The following is a 22307-nucleotide window of genomic DNA, read 5'->3' on the forward strand; positions in this document are numbered from 1 at the left end:
GGGCGTGAACGCCCGGGGCTCCTCGCAAGAATCCGCTGAACTCCCCCACCGCACCCGGGCGGACCCCCCGCGCGCCGGGACGGGGGCTCGTTAGGCTGGCCGCATGAGCAACCCCTCCCGCTTCGACCGCGGTCACACCGACGACCTCATGTCCTTCCTCGCGGCCAGCCCCTCGCCGTACCACGCCGTCGCGAACGCCGCCGCGCGCCTGGAGAAGGCCGGATTCCGCCAGGTCGCCGAGACCGACGCGTGGGACGGGACGACGGGCGGCAAGTACGTGACGCGCGGCGGCGCGATCGTGGCCTGGTACGTGCCCGAGGGCGCCGCGCCGCACACGCCCTTCCGCATCGTCGGCGCGCACACCGACTCGCCGAACCTGCGCGTCAAGCCGCTGCCCGACATGGGCTCGCAGGGCTGGCGGCAGGTCGCCGTCGAGATCTACGGCGGACCGCTCCTCAACTCCTGGCTCGACCGGGACCTCGGACTCGCGGGCCGGCTCACTCTGCGGGACAGCTCGACGCGGCTCGTGAACATCGACCGCGCGCTGCTGCGCGTGCCGCAGCTCGCCATCCACATGGACCGCTCCGTCCACACCGACGGCCTCAAGCTCGACAAGCAGAAGCACATGCAGCCCATCTGGGGCCTCGGCAACGACGTCCACGAGGGCGACCTGATCCGGTTCCTGGAGGAGGAGTACGGGCTCGCCGAGGGCGACGTCACCGGCTGGGACCTGATGACGCACCCCATCGAGGCGCCCTCCTACCTCGGCCGCGACAAGGAGCTGGTCGCCGGACCCCGCATGGACAACCTCCTGTCCGTGCACGCCGGAACGGCCGCCCTCGCCGCCGCGTCGGCCTCGGACGACCTCCCCTACATCCCGGTCCTCGCCGCGTTCGACCACGAGGAGAACGGGTCGCAGTCCGACACCGGCGCCGACGGCCCGCTGCTCGGCGGCGTCCTGGAGCGTTCGGTGTTCGCGCGCGGAGGATCGTACGAGGACAAGGCCCGCGCCTTCGCCGGGACGGTGTGCCTGTCGTCCGACACCGGCCACGCCGTGCACCCCAACTACGCCGAGCGCCACGACCCCACCCACCACCCGCGCGCCGGCGGCGGCCCCATCCTCAAGGTCAACGTCAACAACCGCTACGCCACCGACGGTTCGGGCCGCGCCGTGTTCGCCGCCGCGTGCGAGAAGGCCGGCGTGCCCTTCCAGTCGTTCGTCTCCAACAACGCCATGCCGTGCGGCACCACGATCGGCCCGATCACGGCGGCCCGGCACGGCATCAAGACCGTCGACATCGGCGTGGCCATCCTCTCCATGCACAGCGTCCGCGAACTGTGCGCCGCCGACGACCCGTTCCTCCTCGCCAACGCGCTCGTCGCGTTCCTGGAGGGCTGACCTCCCCAACAGCGCGGTGCCACGGCGCCCGCAGACCCCCCGGCGGCAGACTCGACCTTTGCCGTGCGGGGGGGGCCAAGGGAGGACACCGGGCGTGGAGTTCAGGATTCCCGGCACCGTCGCGGTCGCGACGGAGACCGGTGAACTGCCGCTGGGCCCCGCAAACGCTCCGGCCTCCTCGCGATGCTGCTGCTGCGACCCGACAGTGTCGTCCGCGTCGAACAGCTGATCGGCCCCCCGTAGGCCCAGGTCAGCCCCGGACAGTCCCGGATCAGCCCCGGTCGTCCATGCCCGCGAGCACCAGCGGCAGCCGGTCCGCGCCACCCTCGGTGAGCCGGACCGGCACGCCCCAGTCCTGCTGGTGGACGTGGCAGGCCGGGTACTCGTTGGCCGGGTCGTCGTCGCACGAGGCGGCCATCGCCGACACATGCAGGACGCCCTCCGCGACCTCCGGGTTCAGGACCAGCTCGCGCGCCAGGTCCGTGTCCGCCCCGTCCCCCGCGACCAGCAGCTCGGGCGGGGTGGAGGAGACCAGGAGCCGGGTCGATGGCCCGTACCGCGTGTCGAGCTTCTGACCCGCAGGCGCCTGGAAGATCACGTCCAGCTGGAGCTTCCCCGCCGCGACTTCGGTCGCGGCGCGCTGCGTCCGGTGCGCGACCGACTCGACCCGCACGGCCTCCTCGGGAAGCCGCAGCCGCGTCAGCCGGTGCCGCGCCGACTCGACGACGACGATGTCCGGGGAGTCCCCACCCACGAGCACCGCGTCGCTGGGCTCCCGCAGATCCGTCGCCAGCGTGGTGACCTCACCGCTCGCCGGGTCGTAGCGGCGCAGGGCGTGGTTGTACGTGTCCGAGACGGCGACCGAACCGTCCGGCAGGGCGGTCACGCCCAACGGGTGCTGGAACAGCGCCTGTTCGGCGGCGCCGTCCCGGTGCCCGAAGTCGAAGAGACCCGTACCGACCGCCGTGTGCACCGTGCCGTCCAGGTCGACGTACCGCAGCGCGGACGTCTCCGAGTCGGCCACCCACAGCCGCTCCTCGGTCGCCGCGAGCCCGGACGGCTGCGCGAACCACGCCTCTGCCCCCGGCCCGTCGACGAGCCCCTCATTGGTCGTACCCGCCGCCACGGCGACACTCTTCGTCTCCGGGTCGTACGTCCACAGCTGGTGCACACCCGCCATGGCGATCCACACCTTGCCGCCGAAGACGGCGACGTCCCACGGCGAGGAGAGCGACACCTCCAGGGCGGGGCCGCTGGTCGGCGCGCCCTGCCACCACTGCCGGCCCGTGCCCGCGAGCGTCGTGACGTCCCCGCTCGCGAGGTCCACGGCCTTCAGCGAGTGGTGCACCGTGTCGGCCACGACGACGGTCGCGTCGTCGAGCAGCGCGAGGCCCTGCGGCTCGTTGAACTCGCCGGGCGAGCCGATCCGCCGTACGACGCTCTCGCCGTCCGCGGCCAGCTCGACGAGCTGGTGCCGGGTCGTGTCGGAGACCAGGAAGTTCCCGGACGGCAGCACGAGCACCTTGCCGGGGAACCGCAGATCCGTCGCGACCGGCTCGGGCGCGACGTACGGACCGTCGCCGCGGCGCAGCGTCCCCTTCGCGCCGTGTTCCGCCTCCAGCTGCTCGACCAGCTTCTCGATGGCGTGGGCGTGCCCCTCACCGGCGTGCTGCGCGACGACGTACCCCTCGGGGTCGATCACCGCGAGCGTGGGCCAGGCCCGCACGGCGTACTGCTTCCAGGTCGCCAGCTCGGGGTCGTCGAGGACGGGGTGCTCGACGTTGTACCGCTCGACGGCGTCGACCACGGCGGAGTGCTCGGCCTCGTGCACGAACTTCGGGGAGTGCACCCCGACGATCACGACGGTGTCCCGGTGCTTCTCCTCGAGCTCACGCAGCTCGTCGAGGACGTGCAGGCAGTTCACGCAACAAAATGTCCAGAAATCCAGAATGACGATGCGTCCCCGCAAATCGGCCAGGGTGTATTGCTTACCGCCCGTATTGAGCCAGCCGCCCTTGCCGATGAGCTCGGGGGCACGGACACGGGCGCGACGGGGTGCGGGGTCGACATCGTTCATGGGTCAAGGGTGCCACTAAGCGAGCGCATGCCCCGTAGTGGCATCCACATGATCGGGGACGTCGTCGTGGTGGTCCCCGACCGTGGGGGTGCCGGTGGGCTCCAGGAGAAGGATCGACGCACCCTTCGGGGAGCGCGGCTTGTGCCACGTCCCGCGCGGAACCGTGAAGACCGAGCCGCGGGGCAGGACGACGTCGCGCTCGCCCTCCGGCTCACGCAGGGCGATGATCAGCTCGCCGTCCACGACCAGGAAGAACTCGTCCGTGTCGTCGTGCACGTGCCAGACATGGTCCCCCTCGACCTTCGCGACGCGGACGTCGTAGTCATTGACGCGCGTGACGATGCGGGGGCTCCACAGGACGTCGAAGGAGGCCAGGGCCTCGTCGAGGGCGATCGGCGTGTTCTCGCGAGTGGTCATACGCCGATCCTGCGCCCGGCGCCGATCCGCGGCGAGTGCTAGAAATCGCATATGGCGAAAGAATCCTCGCAGCGCCCCTCATCGCAGGACGCGCCGCAACGCCCTCCACAGCGCCCGCCGCACCGAGTCGTGGTGATCGTCGACGAGAACTCCAACCCCTTCGAGCTGTCCTGCGCCATCGAGGTCTTCGGCCTGCGCCGGCCCGAACTCGGCCGTGAGCTGTACGACTTCCGGCTCTGCTCGCCCCGGACGCGGACCGTGATGCGGGACGGGTTCTTCACGCTGACCGACGTGGCCGGTCTGGACGCGGCCGAGTCCGCGGACACGCTGATCGTGCCCAACCGGCCCGACACCGACGTGCCGCGGCGGCCCGCCGTCCTCGACGCCGTGCGCCGGGCGCACGCGCGGGGCGCACGGCTCATCGGGTTCTGCTCCGGCGCGTTCACCCTCGCCGAGGCCGGGCTCCTCGACGGGCGGCGGGCCGCCTGCCACTGGATGTGGGCGGACTCCTTCCGCGCCCGCTTCCCCGCGGTGCGCCTCGAACCCGACGTACTGTTCGTCGACGACGGCGACATCCTCACCGCGTCCGGCAGCGCGTCCGCGCTCGACCTGGGGCTGCACGTCGTACGGCGTGACCACGGCGCCGAGATCGCCAACGCGGTGTCGCGGCGGCTCGTGTTCGCCGCCCACCGGGACGGCGGCCAGCGGCAGTTCGTGGAACGGCCCGTGCCCGCGGTACCGGACGAGTCTCTCGCGCCGCTGCTCGCCTGGGCACAGGAGCGCATCGGTGAACCGCTGAGCGTGGCGGACCTCGCCGCACACGCCGCCGTCAGCCCCGCCACCCTGCACCGCCGCTTCCGCGCCGAACTCGGCACCACCCCACTGGCCTGGCTCACCGGCGAACGGGTCGCCCTCGCCTGCCGCCTCATCGAACGCGGCGAGGAACGCCTCGACGTGGTCGCCGCCCGCAGCGGCCTGGGCACCGCCGCAAACCTACGCGCCCGCCTCCGCCGGGAAACGGGCCTGAGCCCGTCGGCGTACCGGAGGCGGTTCGGCCGGGGGCCTGCGGAAGTGATGTCGCCGTAGATGGGGGGCGCGTCGCGGTAGTCGCCGCACGCCCCCACGGCGCGTCTGCGGGCGGACCGGCGCGCGCGTGGCCGACGCTTGGCAGCTATGAGGGACGACAGCGCGCGCGGCGGTCTCACCGGGACTCTGGCCAAGGTCGCGCGGTGGGGCGCCGCGCGAGCCGGTGAGCTGCGGGAGCGGCTGCCGTTCATCACACGCCTGACCCGGCAGATGGTGGACGTGAGTCTCCTCGACTCCTCGACGCGACTGGCCGCGCAGGCCTTCCTGACGGCGATCCCCGTGCTCTTCGTCATCGCCGCGTTCGCCCCGACCGGTGTGCGCGACCGCCTCATCGAGTCGGCCACGTACGCGCTCGGCCTGTCCGGCCCCGCCCTCGACCAGGTCCGGCAGGTGTTCGGGACGCCCGACGACACCGCACGCGACACCTCGGGGGCCGTCGGCATCCTCGTCACGCTGCTCTCGGCAACCTCGTGCAGCCGCGCCCTGCAACGCGTGTGCGAACGCTCCTGGCACGTTCGGCCCGCCGGCCTGCGCCTCATCGCGTGGCGGTGGCTGGTGTGGCTGCTGGTGTGGCTGTCCGCGCTGATGGTCCAGGGGCTGCTGAGCGAAGGGTTCGGGCTGGGCCCGTGGCTCGGCCTGCCGCTGTCGTTCGCGTCGAGCACCCTGCTGTGGTGGTGGACGCAGCACATGCTGCTCGGCAGCCGCGTGCCGTGGCTGCCACTGCTGCCCGGCGCCGTCCTGACCGGCACGGGCGTGGTCGTGCTCGCCTGGGCGTCACGCTTCTACATGCCGCTCACCCTGAACCGCTCAGTGTCCGAGTTCGGCCCCCTCGGCCTCGTGTTCACGCTCCTCTCGTGGCTCATCGCACTGTTCACGGTCGTGTGCGTGGGGATCGCCACGGGGTACGTCCTCGCCCATGAACCGCCCCTCGCCCGCCGCCTCGGAACGCCGCCGCCCGGGTGAGAGGGGAGAGTCCTCTCGCGCGCGCTGGGCACCCTTCGACGTATGAGATACGAAGTTCGAGAGCGGCTCTTCGCGGTGGGCGAGGACTACTGGATCGAGGACGAGCAGGGCCACAAGGCCTTCCTCGTCGACGGCAAGGCGATGCGTCTGCGGGACACCTTCGAGCTGAAGGGGCCCGACGGGCGGGTGCTCATCGACATCCACGAGAAGATGTTCGCCCTGCGCGACACGATGGTCATCGAGCGCGGCGACGAGGCCCTCGCCAAGATCAAGCGCAAGCGCCTGTCACTGCTACGGAACCACTACCGGGTCGAACTGATCGACGGCACCGAACTCGACGTCAGCGGAAAGATCCTCGACCGCGAGTTCGTCGTCGAGTACGACGGCGAGATGCTCGCCCACATCTCCCGCCGCTGGCTACGGGTCCGCGACACGTACGGCGTCGACGTCATCCGCGAGGACGCGGACCCGGCGCTGATCATCGCCGTCGCGGTGTGCGTGATCCACCTGGCGGAGAAGGAGCGGGGGGAGGACTGACGGCTGACGCTCCCTCACCGTCGAGGCGGCTCCAGCCCCAGCCTCCGGTCCTTGAGCGCCGGGAACCGCTCGCGGGTCCCCGCGACGGCCGCCCCGTCGAACTCGACCGTGAGCACCTCCTCGCCGGCGCCCGCCTCCCCGATGATCTGGCCCCAGGGGTCCACGACGACGCTGTGCCCGGCCTGCGGCACCCCCGCGTGCGTACCGGCGGTGCCGCAGGCCAGGACGTACGCCTGGTTCTCGACGGCGCGCGCCTGGGCGAGCAGCGTCCAGTGCGCGCGGCGCCGCTCGGGCCAGCCGGCGGAGACGAGGAGCGTTTCTGCGCCCCGGTCGACGAGGCCCCGGTACAGCTCGGGGAAGCGCAGGTCGTAGCAAGTGGTGACGCCGAGGACGGTCTCCGGCAGGCGTACGGTGACGAGTTCTTCGCCCGCGCCCATCAGCACGGCCTCGCCCTTGTCGAAGCCGAAACGGTGGATCTTGCGGTAGGCGGCGGCGAGTTCACCGTCCGGGGAGAAGACGAGCGCGGTGTTGTAGAGCGGCCCGTCGGGGTCACGCTCGGGGATCGTGCCCGCGTGCAGCCAGACGCCGGCGTCGCTCGCGGCCTTCGCCATCGCCTCGTACGTCGGGCCTTCCAGGGGCTCCGCCTCGGTCGCGAAGGCCTCGTAGGCGAAGGCGCCGGTGGTCCACAGCTCGGGGAGGACGACGAGGTCGGCGGACCCGGCTTGATCCCGCACCATCGAAGCGGCGCGCAGCCGACGGGAATTGGGCGATTCGTCATCATCTACACGGATCTGGATGAGCGAGGCGCGCACACTACCACCGTCCTGGCATTCGAGCCGTCTACACGGGCCTACGATCGTCACACGAAAGCACTGCCGGGGTGCCTGCCAGCAGCGTACTGTGCATTTCCGGGGGTTCCCCCCGGACCCCCGCAGACGCGTTCCAAGACACCCATTGCCCGCGCCACAACCGCCCGAGGGGTCCCGTTCCGTGAGTCTCCACCCCAGTCTTCAGTCCTACGCCGATGCCTGGACGCATTCCATCGAAGCGATATCCGAGCTGGTGACGCCCCTGGTGGAGGGCGAATGGAGCCGGGCCACGCCATGCCCCGGCTGGTCGGTGCGGGACATCGTGTCCCACGTCATCGGCCTCGACTGCGAGATGCTCGGTGACCCGCGGCCCATCCACACGCTGCCGCGCGACCTGTACCACGTGCAGAACGAGCACCAGCGGTACATGGAGATGCAGGTCGACGTACGGCGCCACCACACGGCGCCCGAGATGACGTCCGAGCTGGAGTACACGATCATCCGGCGCTCCCGGCAGCTGCGCAACGAGTCGCGCGAGCCGGGCGCGCTGGTGCGCGGGCCGCTCGGCACGGAAGAGACCCTCGAATTCGCCATGCGCAAGCGGGCGTTCGACGTGTGGGTGCACGAGCAGGACCTGCGCGTGGCCCTCGGCCGGCCGGGCAACCTCGACTCGCCGGGCGCGTACGTCACGCGCGACATGCTGCTCGCCGTTCTGCCGAAGGTCGTCGCGAAGGACGCGTCGGCGCCCGCGAACTCGGCCGTGGTCTTCGATGTGCACGGGCCGGTCGAGTTCCTGCGCACGGTGCGTGTCGACGCGGAGGGGCGCGGCACGATCGACGGCGCCCCGTCGCTGGGCCCGGCCGCGACGCTCTCCCTCGACTGGGAGACCTTCGTCAAGCTGGCGTGCGGCCGTGTGACGCCCGACGCGGTGTCCGACCGGGTCAAGACGGAGGGCGACCTGGACCTCGCCCAGGCGATCCTGAACTCGCTGTCCACGACGCCGTAGCCCTTACGGGGGCCAGGGCGGCGGAGCGGACGGGCAAGGCCCCGGTGCCGGAAACGGCAACCGGGGCCCGTCGCTCACGCGGGGAGGCCGTAGGTGAGTAGGTCCTACTCCTACGCCGGTACGTGCACCGTCTCCACCCGGCTGGCCACAAGCCGCTCCCGCTCGCGCCGGTCCGCGCGTCGGCGCAGTCGCAGGATCTGGCTCACCCCGAGCGCCTCGAGCACGAACACCGCAGAGAACGCGATCCGGTAGTTGTCGCCGGTCGCGTCCAGCAGGACCCCGATCGCGAACAGCGTCGTCATCGACGCGACGAACCCGCCCATGTTGACGATCCCGGACGCGGTCCCCTGCCGCTCCGGCGGGTTCGCCGGGCGCGCGAAGTCGAACCCGATCATGGACGCGGGCCCGCACGCCCCGAGCACGACGCACAGCATGACGAGCAGCCACATCGGCGCGTGGTCCCCCGGGTAGGCGATCGTCACGGCCCACATCACCGCCGTACCGGCGACCGTGCCGAGCGCGAGCGGCAGCCGGGCCATGTGGTGCCGGGCCACGATCTGCCCGTAGACGAGCCCGATCAGCATGTTGGACAGCACGACGAGGGTGAGCAGTTCACCGGCGGTCCCGCGCGAGAGGCCCTGCGCCTCCACCAGGAACGGCAGGCCCCACAGCAGCAGGAACACCATCGCCGGGAACTGCGTCGTGAAGTGCACCCACAGACCGAGCCGCGTCCCCGGCTCGCGCCAGGACGCGAGGATCTGTCCGCGCACGAAGGCCCCGCCGGTGTGCCGCACGGGCTCCGGTTCGAAGCCTTCCGGGTGGTCCTTGAGGAAGAGCAGCATCAGGACGAGCACGACGACACCGGCGAGCGCGCTGCCGGCGAACGCGGCCTCCCAGCCGACGCCGTGCAGCAGCCGGGCGATCACGAGCGTCGACACGAGGTTGCCGGCCATGCCGACGAGGCCCGCGAGCTGCGCGACCAGCGGCCCGCGCCGGGCGGGGAACCAGCGCGTGCCGAGCCGCAGCACGCTGATGAACGTCATCGCGTCGCCGCAGCCGAGCAGCGCGCGCGACACGAGGGCCGTCCCGTACGAGGGCGAGAACGCGAAGCCCAGCTGGCCGATGGTGAAGAGGACGACGCCGATCGTCAGGACCCGCTTGGTGCCGAGCCGGTCGACCATCAGGCCGACGGGTATCTGCATGCCCGCGTACACGAGCAGCTGGAGGATCGAGAACGTGGACAGCGCCGAGGCGTTGATGTGGAAGCGTTCGACGGCGTCGAGGCCCGCGACGCCGAGCGAGGTGCGGAAGATGACGGCGACGAAGTAGACGGCGACGCCGATGGACCAGACACCCATGGCCCTGCGGCCGCCGGGCGGATCCCCGGGCAGTGACGCGGCGCCGGCGGAGCTGCTCATCGGACCTCGCCCCGCGCCAGGTTCGAGAACCAGCCGACGTGGCGGCGGACGACGGTGACGGCGGCCTCGGCGTCGCCCGCGCGCAGCGCGTCGAGGATTTCCTCGTGCTCGGTGAGTGTCTTGGCGATCCGGTCCGGGTGCGAGTGCATCACGGCGACGCCCATTCTCAGCTGGCGGTCGCGCAGCTGGTCGTAGAGGCGGGAGAGAATCGCGTTCCCTCCGCTGCGGACGATCTCGGCGTGGAAGCAGCGGTCGGTGCCGGCCGCGTCGGTGAACTCGCCCGCCGCGGCCTGGGTCTGCTGGAGCGAGAGCAGTTCCTCCAGGCGGGCGATCAGGCTCGCGGGGGCGGGGACGACCTTGCGCACGGAGTGCTCCTCGACGAGGAGGCGGGTCTCGACGACGTCCGCGATCTCCTGTGCGGAGACGGCGAGGACCAGGGCGCCCTTCTTCGGGTACAGCTTGATCAGCCCCTCGACCTCCAGCTTGAGCAGCGCCTCGCGCACCGGGGTGCGGGAGACCCCGACGGCCTCGGCGAGCTCGCCCTCGGTGAGCAACGTCCCGCCCTCGTAGCGGCGTTCGAGGACGCTGCGCTTGACGTGGTCGTAGACGCGGTCGGCAGCGGGCGGTCGCTTGACGGCGGTGGGGGACGGGGGGGCGGGAGGCATGCGCACATCATAGATACAACACGTACGCATCGTCGGCGGCCGTCCAGGATGCGGACGCGGCACCCCCGAACGACTGGGGCCGCCTCCTCGCCATAAATACTCCGCAATCCGGCACATCCATTCGCCGCACTCATGAGTCTCTTCAGAGAGCGGCACCCTCATATGGCCGCATTCCAGGGGCATTTGGAGCGTTCAACTTGAAAACCCGCATTAAGGGCATTCGCCGCGTAACCGCCGCTGCCACCGTGACCGCCGGTGCGGTCCTGGCCAGCGGGGTCTTCGCCACCTCCGCGCAGGCGGCCACACTGCCCACCCCCACGATCGTCGCCAAGGGCGGCTACGTGATGAACAACGGGACCGGTACGAGCCTGTTCACCAAGGCCGCCGACACCCGCCGTTCCACCGGCTCCACCACCAAGATCATGACCGCGAAGGTCGTCCTGGCGCAGTCGAACCTGAACCTGGACTCCAAGGTCACGATCCAGAAGGCGTACAGCGACTACATCGTCGCGAAGAACGCGTCGTCGGCCCGCCTGATCGTCGGCGACAAGGTCACCGTCCGCCAGCTCCTGTACGGGCTCATGCTCCCGTCCGGCTGCGACGCCGCGTACGCGCTGGCCGACAAGTTCGGCTCCGGCAGCACGCGCGCCGCCCGCGTGAAGTCCTTCATCGGCAAGATGAACAAGGCCGCCACGGACATGGGCCTGAAGAACACGCACTTCGACTCGTTCGACGGCATCGGCAGCGGGTCGAACTACTCGACGCCGCGCGACCTGACGAAGATCGCCTCGTCCGCGATGAAGAACTCCACGTTCCGCTCGGTCGTGAAGACGACGTCGACGAAGCAGAAGGTCACCACGAAGAGCGGCGGCTACCGCTACATGTCGTGGTCCAACACGAACAACCTGCTCGGCAGCTACTCCGGCACCATCGGCGTGAAGACCGGCTCGGGCCCCGAGGCCAAGTACTGCCTGGTCTTCGCCGCCACCCGCAACGGCAAGACGGTCATCGGCACCGTCCTCGCCTCCTCCTCCGTCACGAACCGCACGGCGGACGCGAAGAAGCTCATGGACTACGGGTTCAAGAAGTAACCCTCGAAAACTGAAGAGACGAAGGGCCTGCCGCATGCCGCGGCGGGCCCTTCGTCGCGTCGGCCTCCGTCGCGGAGCGCGCCCCCGCCGACGACATGATCGAGGTCTCCGTGTATTTCCATCGCGGCCTGAGTCCACACGGGGCCGTACCCCTCAGGGACGGCCCCGTGTTGTTCGCTCAGGCCCAGGTGATCAGCCGCTTGGGCTGCTCCAGAATCGCCGCCACGTCCGCAAGCACCTTCGAGCCGAGCTCGCCGTCGACCAGGCGGTGGTCGAAGGACAGGGCCAGGGTGGTGACCTGGCGGGGCTTCACCTTGCCCTTGTGGACCCACGGCTGGAGCTTGATCGCGCCCACGGCGAGAATCGCCGGCTCGCCCGGGTTCAGGATCGGGGTGCCCGTGTCGACGCCGAAGACGCCGACGTTCGTGATCGTCACCGTGCCGCCCTGCATGGCGCCCGGCGACGTCTTGCCCTCGCGGGCCGTCGACACCAACTCGCCCAGCGCCGTCGCCAGTTCGGGCAGGGTCTTGGCGTGCGCGTCCTTGATGTTCGGCACGATCAGACCGCGCGGTGTGGCGGCGGCGATGCCCAGATTCACGTAGTGCTTGCGCACGATCTCCTGGGCGGCCTCGTCCCAGGACGCGCTGATCTCGGGGTTCCGCTTGATCGCGACGAGCAGCGCCTTGGCGATGAGCAGCAGCGGATTGACCCGCAGCCCCTGCATCTCCTTGTCGGCCTTCAGCTCCTCGACGAGCTTCATCGTCCGCGTCACGTCGACCGTCACGAACTCCGTGACGTGCGGCGCGGTGAACGCGGAGCCGACCATCGCCGCCGCGGTCGCCTTGCGTACGCCCTTGACGGGGATACGGGTCTCGCGGACGCCGTCCTGGACGACGGCCGGCGCGGCGACGACCGGCTCCTGCGGCGGTGCCAGTACCTGCGCCTGCGTCGCGACCGGCTCGGGAGCCGGGGCGACGGCCGCGTGCACGTCCTCGCGGGTGATGACGCCGTCAGGACCGGAGGGCGTGAGTGAGGCGAGGTCGACGCCGAGATCCTTGGCCAGCTTGCGCACGGGGGGCTTGGCGAGCGGGCGCCCGTTCCCCTTCGCGGGAGCCTGCGGCTCGGGCGCCGGCGCCGTGACCGCCGCGGGGGCAGCCACCACGTCGCTCTTGCGAGGCCGGCGCTTCGTCGACGCCTCGGACACGCCGTACCCCACAAGCACCGGCTGCCGCCCCTTCGGCTCAGCCTCGGGCTCGGGCTCGGGCGCCGTGGGCTCCGGCACCGAAACGGGAGCGGCGGCCGCAGAGCCGGATCCGCCCGCGACGTCCACCGCGATGATCACCTGCCCCACATCCACCGTCGTCCCCTCGGGGAAGCGCAGCTCGCGCACCACCCCGTTGAACGGGATGGGCAGCTCGACGGCCGCCTTCGCCGTCTCCACCTCGCACACGACCTGCCCGTCGGTGACCGCGTCACCCGGCTGGACGTACCACTTGAGGATCTCGGCCTCGGTGAGTCCCTCGCCCACGTCGGGCATCTTGAACTCGGCCAGCGCAGCGTCTGTCATCGTCGTCACGGCCCTCTCCTCAGTACGCAAGCGAGCGGTCGACGGCATCGAGCACCCGGTCGAGGCCCGGCAGGTACTCATCCTCGAGGCGCGCCGGCGGGTACGGCACGTGATAGCCGCCGACCCGCAGCACGGGCGCCTCCAGATGGTAGAAGCAGCGCTCGGTGATCCGGGCGGCGATCTCCGCGCCCGTCCCGAGGAAGACCGGGGCCTCGTGCACCACGACGAGCCGGCGGGTCTTCTCGACGGACTTCTGCACCGCGTCGAAGTCGATCGGCGACATGGAACGCAGGTCGAGGACCTCCAGGGACTTGCCCTCCTCCTGGGCGGCCGCGGCCACCTCCAGGCAGACCTTCACCATCGGCCCGTACGCGACGAGCGTCAGATCCGTGCCCTCGCGCAGCGTGCGCGCGCCGTGCAGCGGTCCGGGGATCGCCTCGGTGTCGACCTCGCCCTTGTCCCAGTAGCGCCGCTTCGGCTCGAAGAAGATCACCGGGTCGTCGCTCTGGATGGCCTGCTGCATCATCCAGTACGCGTCCGACGAGTTCGACGGGGAGACCACCTTCAGGCCCGCCACGTGCGCGAACAGCGCCTCCGGCGACTCCGAGTGGTGCTCGACCGCGCCGATGCCGCCCCCGTAGGGGATCCGCACGACGACCGGCAGCTTGATCTTGCCGAGCGCGCGGGCGTGCATCTTCGCGAGCTGCGTGACGATCTGGTCGTACGCGGGGAAGACGAAACCGTCGAACTGGATCTCGACGACCGGCCGGTACCCGCGCAGCGCGAGGCCGATGGCCGTGCCGACGATGCCGGACTCGGCGAGCGGGGTGTCGATGACCCGGTCCTCGCCGAAGTCCTTCTGCAGCCCGTCCGTGACGCGGAAGACGCCGCCGAGCTTGCCGACGTCCTCGCCCATGATCAGGACCTTGGGGTCGGTTTCGAGCGCCAGGCGCAGCGACTCGTTGATCGCTTTCGCGAGCGGAAGCTTCTGTACCGCCATGATCAGTTGCCTCCCTCGGCATCGGAGAACGACGCCTGGTAGGCGGCGAACTGGGCACGCTCCTCGTCGACGAGCGAGTGCCCGTCCGCGTACGCGTTCTCGAAGATGGCCATCCGGTCCGGGTCCGGCATGGCCCGCACCACCTCGCGTACTCGAAGACCCAACGCTTCGCTCTCGGCCTCGAGTTCCGCGAAAAATCCCTCGTCCGTGTCAGTTTCGGACTCGAGATAGGTGCGCAGGCGCAGGATCGGGTCCTTCGCCTCCCACGCCTCACGCTCCTCGTCGGCCCGGTACTTCGACGGGTCGTCGGAGGTGGTGTGCGCGCCCATGCGGTACGTGAACGCCTCGACCAGCGTCGGCCCCTCGCCCCGGCGCGCCCGCTCGAGGGCCCACTTGGTGACGGCCAGGCAGGCGAGCACGTCGTTGCCGTCGACGCGGACGCCGGGGAAGCCGTAGCCCTGCGCACGCTGGTAGAGCGGCACGCGGGTCTGCTTCTCGGTCGGCTCCGAGATCGCCCACTGGTTGTTCTGGCAGAAGAACACGACGGGCGCGTTGTAGACCGCGGAGAACGTGAACGACTCGGCGACGTCTCCCTGGCTGGAGGCGCCGTCACCGAAGTACGCGATCACGGCGCTGTCCGCCCCGTCCTTGGCGATGCCCATGGCGTAGCCGGTGGCGTGCAGCGTCTGCGAGCCGATGACGATCGTGTACAGGTGGAAGTTGTTGCTGTTCGGGTCCCAGCCGCCGTTGTTCACGCCGCGGAACATGCCGAGCAGGTTCGTCGGGTCGACGCCCCTGCACCAGGCGACGCCGTGCTCGCGGTAGGTGGGGAAGACATAGTCGTCGTCGCGCGTGGCGCGGCCCGAGCCGATCTGCGCGGCCTCCTGGCCGAGCAGCGAGGCCCACAGGCCCAGCTCGCCCTGGCGCTGCAGCGACGTCGCCTCCGCGTCGAAGCGGCGGGTGAGGACCATGTCCCGGTACAGGCCGCGCAGCTCGTCGGCCGTGATGTCCTCGACGAACGCGGCGTACTCGGCGTGCGCGGGGTCCTCCACGCGCCGGCCCTCGGGGCTCAGCAGCTGGACGAGGTCGGGCGCTCCCACTCCCGGGGACTTCTTCGCAGACTTTTTCGCAGCGGTGCGCTTGCGCGGCGTACGCGCGGCGGCAGTGCTGTCCACGGTCACGTGTGCTCCTCCGTCGGTCCGGCCCCCGGGTTCGCCGGGAAGCCTGGGGGTCCCCCCGGCCCTTCGATAAGGGCCTCGGGGAGGCTCGCCTGGTCCGTCCCGCGCACGGGGTGGGTGCGACTCGGCCGGGTACAGGCGTGACAGGTGCCCCGGCGAGCGCCCTGCACGATGCACGTTACCCAGTGCCCCACATATCTGCGAAACCCCATCTGACCTGCGATTTTGCTTGGATATCCAAGTAAATCGAGCAACTGCGGAACACATGCTGGTCAGACGCGGTGAAAGCACCATTCGGAGCACCGGTCACAAGCCTGGCAGGCAGCCGGAACACCGGCACGTTATCCCGGTCACCTCGGGCACGGGAAGAGCCAGTATGTGAGACTGGCCGCGTGCCCGAAGACGGAAAAATTCGTGTATTTCTACTCGATGACCATGAAGTCGTACGCCGCGGAGTGCACGAGATGCTCTCCGTGGAAGGGGACATCGAAGTCGTCGGCGAGGCGGGTACCGCCGCCGACGCCGTCGTCCGCATTCCCGCCACGCGCCCCGATGTCGCGGTCCTGGACGTGCGGCTCCCGGACGGCAGCGGCGTCGAGGTGTGCCGCGAGATCCGCTCCCAGGACGACTCGATCAAGTGCCTGATGCTGACCTCGTTCGCCGACGACGAGGCACTCTTCGACGCGATCATGGCGGGCGCCTCCGGCTACGTACTGAAGGCCATCAGGGGCAACGAGCTCCTGAACGCGGTCCGTGACGTCGCCGCCGGGAAGTCCCTGCTCGACCCCGTCGCCACCGCCCGCGTCCTCGAAAGGCTCCGCGGCGGCGGCCGCGGCAAGGAGGACGACCGGCTCGCGAGCCTGACCGAGCAGGAGCGCAGGATCCTCGACCTGATCGGCGAGGGCCTGACCAACCGCGTCATCGGGGAACGCCTGCATCTCGCCGAGAAAACGATCAAGAATTACGTGTCCAGCCTCCTGTCGAAACTGGGCATGGCACGCCGCTCGCAGGCCGCCGCATATGTCGCGCGGCTGCAGGCCGAGAAGCGCCACTGAATTCGGGACTTACGTCCCATTCGCAGAGGGCCGGGGCCTCTTTTACGGCACGCTTCCGGCGGCGCACCGTGGAAACATGCCCTCCGAATTCCGGGAAGACCGCGCCCAGGAACAGCGCGCCATCGAGCTGATCGGCAGCGTGGACCACGGCCGGGTGGCGACCAGCATGCGCGCGCTCCCCTTCCTCGCCTCGGCCCGCCACATCGTGGCGGACGGCCGGGTCGTCCTGCGTATGCACAAGGGCTACGGCTACCACCGGGCCTGCGCCGGCAGCGTCGTCGCATACGGCGCCGACAACCTGAACAACGGCGACCCCGCCGACGGCCAGTGGTCGGTCCAGTTCGTCGGCACCTGCGTGGCCGTCGAACCGACCCCCGGCGAACTCGGCCTCTTCGGCCCCGCGCCCCGCTTCGCCGACGGGGAGCCGTTCGCCCCCGTCCATCTGCGGATCGAGCCCCAGTTCGTCACCGTGCACGAACTGACGGGCGGCGCCCGTCATTCGAAGCGGGCCTTTCGCCACGTTCTGTAGCCACCGGCTACCCAGGGTGCCCTAACATCTGGCGCGTGCCGCGCTCATCTGCTCACTCCGCCCCACCGCTCCGCGCCCTGCTGCGGCAGTACGACGCCGGCTCGCCGCTGGCCTGCGAACCCGTCGACCAGGGCCTGCTCAACCGCGGCTACCGGCTCGCCACCACGCGCGGCCGCTACTTCCTCAAGCACCACTTCGACCCCGAGACCGCCGACCCGGCCGCCATCGCCCGCCAGCACCGCGCCACCGAACGCCTGGCCGCACTCGGCGTCCCCGTCGCCCCGCCCCTGCCCGCCGCCGACGGCCGCACCGTCACCGTCATCGGCGGCGCCAGCTACGCCCTGCACCCCTGGGTCGAGGGCCGCCACCGCAGCGGCGCCCAGCTCACGGCGGCCCAGTGCCGCACGCTCGGGGCGCTCCTGGGACTCGTACACGCCTGTCTGGAGAAGGTCATGGGGGCCGCGCCCGCGCGTGGGCGGGCCAGTGCCGATCCCGCGGACACCCTCGCGCTCATCGACACCCTGCTGGAGCGGGTGCGCCGCCGTCGCCCGCACGACGCGTTCGACGAGCTGGCGCGGCACCGGCTCGTGGAGCGCCGCGCACTCCTGGAGTCCTGCGCGGGGCGGCGGCCTCCGCAGGCCTCGGCGACCGGCTGGGTGCACGGGGACTTCCACCCGTTCAACCTGCTCTACCAAGGCGGCGTACCGGCCGCGATCGTCGACTGGGACCGGCTCGGGGTGCAGCCGCGCGCCGAAGAGGCCGTACGCGCCGCAGTGATCTTCTTCGTGCGTCCCGCCGGCACCCTCGACCTGCCGAAGGTACGGGCCTACGCGCGCGCGTACCGCCGCGCCTCGGGCGCCGGCGCGGACGAACTCGCGGCCGCCGTCCACCGTGTGTGGTGGGAGCGGCTCAACGACTTCTGGATACTGCGCTGGCGCTACGAACGCGGCGACACCCGCGCCGATCCCCAGTTCCCCGCGGCGTCGGCGCTCGCCGTGTGGTGGACGAAGGAGTACGGGGCGGTGCGCGACGCGTTCGCCGAGTGAGCGGCCGTCAGTGAGCCGGACCGGCCGGGTCAGCCCGACGCCGGGTCGCCCGTGGAGACCTGGAGCTGGATCGACTCGGGGTTCTTCGGGTCGATCTCCGTGCGCGCCTTGGGGTACTGCACGATGACCGTGCCCTCACCGAAGGTGTTCTCGTCGACGTCCCGGACGTCGAACTTCCAACCGGCGGCCTGCATGCAGGCCTTGACCGACTTGATGTTCTTGTAGGTGAAGTCCGGGAGCAGGACCTTGTCCGGGTCGTTGTAACCCGTTTCAGGCTCCTTGCACTCGTCCTCTTCCATCGTCTTCGTCAGATCGGGACCCTTGTGACCGGCGACGGCCGACGGCGACTTCTTCGCGTCGCCGCCGCCCTTCTCGTCATTGCCGTTCAGTGTCAGGGCCGTGATCAGACCGCCGACCGCGATCAGCGCGACGACGATCGAACCGACGATCACGCCGGTGTTCCGCTTGCCGCCACCGCCGCCGGAGCCCGCCGAACTCGGCGTCGTCTGGGGCGAGATGGTGTACGGCGGGGGCGTCTGCTGGTGCTGTTGCTGCTGATACTGCTGCTGCTGAGGCGCGTACGGAGAGGTGGGCGGCGGGGTCTGGTAGCCCTGCTGCGGATATCCGTAGCCCGGAGTGGCCGGCGCCGGAGTGGGCGTCCCGTAGGGGCCCGGCTGGTACGGCGTCTGCACCGGGCCGGTCGGCGCCGCCGTCGACTGGTCGACCGGCGGGAACACCGCGGAACCGACACCCGCGCCGCTGGACGTCTGCGCGCCCGGCACGATGCTGGGCGCCGCGGCGTGCAGCGACTGGGCGACCCGCAGGCACTCGTCCCGCATCGCCTCGGCGCTCGGGAAGCGCTCGTTCGGGTTCTTCTTCAGCGCGCGGGCGACCAGCGCGTCCACGGCCGGGGGCACCGACCGGTTGATCGACGAAGGAGCCACCGGCTCCTCCTGGACGTGCGCATACGCTATGGCCAGCGGCGAGTCCGCCTCGAACGGCAGCCGCCCGGTGACCAGTTGGAACAGCATGATGCCGACCGAGTACAGGTCGGAGCGGGCGTCCACGCCACGGCCGAGGGCCTGCTCGGGCGAGAGGTACTGCGGGGTGCCGACGACCATGCCGGTCTGCGTCATCGACGTGACACCGGACTGCATGGCGCGGGCGATGCCGAAGTCCATCACCTTGACGACGTTCCGCTTCGTCATCATGACGTTGCCCGGCTTGATGTCGCGGTGGACCAGACCCATCTCGTGGCTGATCTCGAGCGCCGCGAGCACATCGGCCGTGATCTTCAGGGCCTTGTCGGTCGGCATCGCGCCGTAGTGCGCGACATCCGCGTCGAGCACGGAGCCGAGGGGCTGGCCCTCCACGTACTCCATGACGATGTACGGAGTGGTCATCCCGTCGAGGTCGTCCTCGCCGGTGTCGAAGACCGAGACGATGTTCGTGTGCGTGAGCTTCGCCACGGACTGGGCCTCGCGGCGGAAGCGCTCACGGAACGCCTGCTCGCGCCCGAGCTCGGTGTGCAGCGTCTTGATCGCCACCTGGCGGTCGAGCACCGAGTCGTACGCGAGGTGGACCGAGGCCATGCCGCCCTCGCCGAGCAGATCACGCAGCTGGTAGCGACCGCCGGCGACAGCACGCCCTGCGTACCGGCCCTGTGCGCCGTCCTGGCTCATGTTTCTACGTCCCCCATCGGCGCGGCCGGTGATCGATTACCACTATTCCCGGCCAAGTCTGCCCCGTGGCACCGGCACGTCAAGCTCGGTGCCCGTTCCGTGACCGTACGGGCAAGAAGCGTCGCGGAAGCGTTACAGGAATTGCCCAGACGATTTGCATCGCATTGCCCGCACAAGGTTTGATGGCCGGTCCATCTCGGGACGGCGCGCCGGGCGAAGCCTGTAGCGTGGCCCGACGGAGACCGTAACGACCACCGCGCGTACATCCGAGAGTGCGGACACGGACGCGGACAGAAACGACGGCGAGGACTGATGGCACAGACGCAGCGCGCTCAGGGCCCGTCCGACCCCGAGGCGGCTGGCGGCGGTATGTCAGATGCGCCGGAGTTGTGGGGCAACGGCGGGCTGGTCGGCGACGGCCGGTACCGGCTGACCCACAGACTCGGCCGGGGCGGCATGGCGGAGGTTTTCGCCGCGGAGGACGTCCGGCTCGGACGCACCGTCGCGGTCAAGCTCCTGCGCTCCGACCTTGCCGAGGACCCGGTCTCCAAGGCCCGCTTCACGCGCGAGGCCCAGTCGGTCGCGGGCCTCAACCACCACGCGGTCGTCGCCGTGTACGACTCCGGCGAGGACACCGTCGGCCGCTCGGTCGTCCCCTACATCGTGATGGAGATCGTCGAGGGCCGCACGATCCGCGACCTCCTCCTGAACGCCGAGGCGCCCGGCCCCGAGCAGGCACTGATCATTGTCTCCGGTGTCCTGGAGGCCCTCGCCTACTCGCACCAGCACGGCATCGTGCACCGCGACATCAAGCCGGCGAACGTGATCATCACCAACACCGGTGCGGTGAAGGTGATGGACTTCGGCATCGCGCGCGCCCTGCACGGCGCGCAGTCGACCATGACGCAGACCGGCATGGTCATGGGCACGCCCCAGTACCTGTCGCCCGAGCAGGCCCTCGGCAAGGCCGTCGACCACCGCTCCGACCTGTACGCGACCGGCTGCCTGCTCTACGAACTCCTCGCGCTGCGGCCCCCGTTCACCGGCGAGACCCCGCTGTCCGTCGTCTACCAGCACGTCCAGGACGTGCCGGTGCCGCCCTCCGAGGTCTCGGACGTGGCGCCGCCGGAGCTCGACGGCCTCGTCATGCGCTCCCTGGCCAAGGACCCGGACGACCGGTTCCAGACCGCCGAGGAGATGCGCGGCCTCGTCCAGTACGGGCTGCAGATGCTCTACGACCAGGGCGGCCACACCAACACGTGGAACACCGGCCCGGTCGCCGCCGACATGCACCAGGGCGGCAACACCCCGGCCATGGGCGTCGCGGGCACGACGGCACTGCCGCACCCGACCGACGGCGGTACGGCGGCCCAGCCGATGCTGCGGCCCCCGGGCAGCGACGACGGCGGCTTCGACGGCGGCCACCGGGGAGGCGGCGGCAGCGGTCGCGGCAAGATGTGGATCCTCGCGGTCCTCGCCGTGATCGCCATCGCGGGCGGCGCGGCCTGGGCGATGACCCGTGGCGGCGACCACGAGGGCGGCACCGGCACGACCCAGTCGCCCACGCAGTCGCACTCCCAGAAGGAGAAGGAGCCCACCCAGAGCTCCGACGACACCTCCACCCAGGACGACACCACCGACCCGGGCACCGGGACCGGTGGGCAGTCCGAACCCTCGCCGTCGGAGGAGCCCAGCACGGGTGACGTCACGCCGTCCGGCAGCGCGTCCGAGCCGAGCGACGAGCCCTCGGACCCGACGCCGACCAAGAGCCAGCCGACCTCCGAGGAGCCGTCCTCGGACGGTCCCAGCCTGCCCACGGAGGAGCCGCCCACGGGTGGCGCCAACGGGGACCCGGGCGGGAACGACGCGGCGGGCACCGACGGCGGCGCCTGAGCCGCCGCCCTCCCCGCAGACGACATACGAAGGCGCCCGGCCGGTCATGGTGACCGGCCGGGCGCCTTCGCGTTGAGGGTTCGATTCGGGTTGCGACAGGTACCGGGCAGGGGCGCCTGTGTCTTTACAGGTACGGGCCTCCGGAGCGGCCGGCGATCCGCGGGTCGTCGCCCTCCTCGCCGCCGCCCACGCCGGGCGGCAGCGCGCGGCGCATCTGCTCCAGCTGGGCCCGCGCGGCCATCTGCTGGGCGAACAGCGTCGTCTGGATCCCGTGGAAGAGCCCCTCCAGCCAGCCCACCAACTGGGCCTGCGCGATCCGCAGTTCCGCGTCGCTCGGGATCACCTCGTCGGTGAACGGCAGGGAGAGGCGCTCCAGCTCCTCGACGAGCTCCGGCGCAAGACCGTCCTCGAGCTCCTTCACGGAGCTGGAGTGGATCTCCTTGAGCCGCACCCGGCTCGCCTCGTCCAGAGGAGCCGCCCGCACCTCCTCGAGCAGCTGCTTGATCATGCTGCCGATGCGCATCACCTTGGCGGGCTGTTCCACCATCTCCGTCACTGGAACCTCGCGGGAGTCGTCGTCTCCACCGCCGCCGAGCGCCATTCCGTCCTGGCCCACGACCAGGACCTGGGGACTCTGCGGCGAGCTTTCGTTCCTCGGCATCTCCATGCCGCCATTCTCTCGCACCGCACCATCACACCTGAGTAGTGCCCCCATACGAGGGTGATCCACCGTGTTCGGGCGTACTCCCACCGTGATCGACGGTGTTTCCGACGCGTACGGGTCTGCGCGACGCGGGCGGCGGCTTGCGGGGCGGGCGGGGCGTCGAACGGGGGCCACGGGCCGGTCGGGACGGGAGGTCTCGGGACTCGGCGGAGCGGGGGGTGTCGG

Annotated in this window: 20 protein-coding genes; 10 read left to right on the plus strand and 10 right to left on the minus strand. The window is 70.8% G+C overall.

Annotated elements, in window-relative coordinates; all coding sequences use genetic code 11:
• The first annotated feature begins 103 nt into the window (after positions 1-103).
• Positions 104-1399, plus strand: a complete 1296-nt coding sequence (locus tag OG574_RS23950; RefSeq protein WP_326774882.1) for a M18 family aminopeptidase — start codon at positions 104-106, stop codon at positions 1397-1399.
• 271 nt (positions 1400-1670) lie between these two features.
• Here OG574_RS23950 and OG574_RS23955 read toward each other — a convergent pair whose 3' ends face one another.
• Positions 1671-3476 carry a thioredoxin-like domain-containing protein gene (locus OG574_RS23955; RefSeq protein ID WP_326774883.1) on the minus strand — a complete coding sequence of 602 codons (1806 nt, stop codon included), beginning with the start codon at positions 3474-3476 and terminating at the stop codon, positions 1671-1673.
• A gap of 15 nt (positions 3477-3491) precedes the next feature.
• Positions 3492-3893 carry a cupin domain-containing protein gene (locus OG574_RS23960; RefSeq protein ID WP_326774884.1) on the minus strand — a complete coding sequence of 134 codons (402 nt, stop codon included), beginning with the start codon at positions 3891-3893 and terminating at the stop codon, positions 3492-3494.
• A gap of 51 nt (positions 3894-3944) precedes the next feature.
• Between OG574_RS23960 and OG574_RS23965 the strand changes: the two genes are divergently transcribed.
• The 3 genes from OG574_RS23965 to OG574_RS23975 all read left to right on the plus strand — a co-directional run bounded on the left by OG574_RS23965 (position 3945) and on the right by OG574_RS23975 (position 6479).
• Complete coding sequence (locus OG574_RS23965) at positions 3945-4979, plus strand: GlxA family transcriptional regulator (protein WP_326774885.1); 1035 nt, start codon at positions 3945-3947, stop codon at positions 4977-4979.
• Positions 4980-5066: 87 nt separating this feature from the next.
• The gene (locus OG574_RS23970) at positions 5067-5942 is read left to right on the plus strand and encodes a YhjD/YihY/BrkB family envelope integrity protein (protein ID WP_326774886.1); all 876 of its coding nucleotides are present in this window, start codon (positions 5067-5069) and stop codon (positions 5940-5942) included.
• 42 nt (positions 5943-5984) lie between these two features.
• Positions 5985-6479: an LURP-one-related/scramblase family protein gene (locus tag OG574_RS23975; RefSeq protein ID WP_326774887.1), complete on the plus strand. Its 495-nt coding sequence runs from the start codon at positions 5985-5987 to the stop codon at positions 6477-6479.
• Positions 6480-6493: 14 nt separating this feature from the next.
• Here OG574_RS23975 and OG574_RS23980 read toward each other — a convergent pair whose 3' ends face one another.
• The gene (locus OG574_RS23980) at positions 6494-7291 is read right to left on the minus strand and encodes a carbon-nitrogen family hydrolase (protein WP_100596483.1); all 798 of its coding nucleotides are present in this window, start codon (positions 7289-7291) and stop codon (positions 6494-6496) included.
• A gap of 178 nt (positions 7292-7469) precedes the next feature.
• Here OG574_RS23980 and OG574_RS23985 point away from each other — a divergent pair, with 178 nt between their 5' ends.
• Positions 7470-8294 (plus strand): maleylpyruvate isomerase family mycothiol-dependent enzyme, encoded by an 825-nt coding sequence (locus tag OG574_RS23985; RefSeq protein ID WP_326774888.1) that lies wholly within the window; start codon positions 7470-7472, stop codon positions 8292-8294.
• A 110-nt stretch (positions 8295-8404) separates the two neighbouring features.
• Here the strand turns inward: OG574_RS23985 and OG574_RS23990 are convergent, their stop codons facing one another.
• On the minus strand, positions 8405-9712 hold the full coding sequence (locus OG574_RS23990; RefSeq protein WP_326774889.1) for an MFS transporter: 1308 nt from the start codon (positions 9710-9712) through the stop codon (positions 8405-8407).
• Positions 9709-10377: a GntR family transcriptional regulator gene (locus tag OG574_RS23995; RefSeq protein ID WP_100596486.1), complete on the minus strand. Its 669-nt coding sequence runs from the start codon at positions 10375-10377 to the stop codon at positions 9709-9711. Before OG574_RS23995 ends, OG574_RS23990 begins: the two co-directional genes overlap by 4 nt.
• A gap of 197 nt (positions 10378-10574) precedes the next feature.
• Here OG574_RS23995 and OG574_RS24000 point away from each other — a divergent pair, with 197 nt between their 5' ends.
• The gene (locus OG574_RS24000) at positions 10575-11468 is read left to right on the plus strand and encodes a D-alanyl-D-alanine carboxypeptidase family protein (RefSeq protein ID WP_326774890.1); all 894 of its coding nucleotides are present in this window, start codon (positions 10575-10577) and stop codon (positions 11466-11468) included.
• A 178-nt stretch (positions 11469-11646) separates the two neighbouring features.
• On the opposite strand, the gene OG574_RS24005 is transcribed toward OG574_RS24000, so the two are convergent.
• The 3 genes from OG574_RS24005 to pdhA are packed head-to-tail and all read right to left on the minus strand — an operon-like array spanning position 11647 to position 15216.
• Positions 11647-13044 (minus strand): dihydrolipoamide acetyltransferase family protein, encoded by a 1398-nt coding sequence (locus tag OG574_RS24005; RefSeq protein WP_326774891.1) that lies wholly within the window; start codon positions 13042-13044, stop codon positions 11647-11649.
• Positions 13045-13054: 10 nt separating this feature from the next.
• Positions 13055-14035, minus strand: a complete 981-nt coding sequence (locus tag OG574_RS24010) for an alpha-ketoacid dehydrogenase subunit beta (RefSeq protein WP_100596489.1) — start codon at positions 14033-14035, stop codon at positions 13055-13057.
• A 2-nt stretch (positions 14036-14037) separates the two neighbouring features.
• Complete coding sequence (pdhA, locus tag OG574_RS24015) at positions 14038-15216, minus strand: pyruvate dehydrogenase (acetyl-transferring) E1 component subunit alpha (protein WP_100596490.1); 1179 nt, start codon at positions 15214-15216, stop codon at positions 14038-14040.
• A 389-nt stretch (positions 15217-15605) separates the two neighbouring features.
• Between pdhA and OG574_RS24020 the strand changes: the two genes are divergently transcribed.
• The 3 genes from OG574_RS24020 (at position 15606) to OG574_RS24030 (ending at position 17843) form a co-directional block, all read left to right on the plus strand.
• Positions 15606-16268 (plus strand): response regulator transcription factor, encoded by a 663-nt coding sequence (locus OG574_RS24020; RefSeq protein ID WP_326774892.1) that lies wholly within the window; start codon positions 15606-15608, stop codon positions 16266-16268.
• A 76-nt stretch (positions 16269-16344) separates the two neighbouring features.
• On the plus strand, positions 16345-16797 hold the full coding sequence (locus OG574_RS24025) for a pyridoxamine 5'-phosphate oxidase family protein (RefSeq protein WP_326774893.1): 453 nt from the start codon (positions 16345-16347) through the stop codon (positions 16795-16797).
• Between the two features lie 35 nt (positions 16798-16832).
• A complete protein-coding gene (locus OG574_RS24030) occupies positions 16833-17843 on the plus strand; it encodes a phosphotransferase (protein WP_326774894.1) in 1011 nt (336 codons plus the stop codon).
• A gap of 29 nt (positions 17844-17872) precedes the next feature.
• On the opposite strand, the gene OG574_RS24035 is transcribed toward OG574_RS24030, so the two are convergent.
• Positions 17873-19525: a protein kinase domain-containing protein gene (locus OG574_RS24035; protein ID WP_326774895.1), complete on the minus strand. Its 1653-nt coding sequence runs from the start codon at positions 19523-19525 to the stop codon at positions 17873-17875.
• A gap of 312 nt (positions 19526-19837) precedes the next feature.
• Between OG574_RS24035 and OG574_RS24040 the strand changes: the two genes are divergently transcribed.
• Entirely contained in the window at positions 19838-21418 is a 1581-nt protein-coding gene (locus OG574_RS24040) for a protein kinase domain-containing protein (RefSeq protein ID WP_326774896.1), read from the plus strand.
• Between the two features lie 124 nt (positions 21419-21542).
• Here the strand turns inward: OG574_RS24040 and OG574_RS24045 are convergent, their stop codons facing one another.
• The gene (locus OG574_RS24045; protein WP_326774897.1) at positions 21543-22085 is read right to left on the minus strand and encodes a bacterial proteasome activator family protein; all 543 of its coding nucleotides are present in this window, start codon (positions 22083-22085) and stop codon (positions 21543-21545) included.
• Positions 22086-22307 lie beyond the last annotated feature (222 nt).

The sequence above is a fragment of the Streptomyces sp. NBC_01445 genome (assembly GCF_035918235.1).
Taxonomy (GTDB): Bacteria; Actinomycetota; Actinomycetes; order Streptomycetales; family Streptomycetaceae; genus Streptomyces.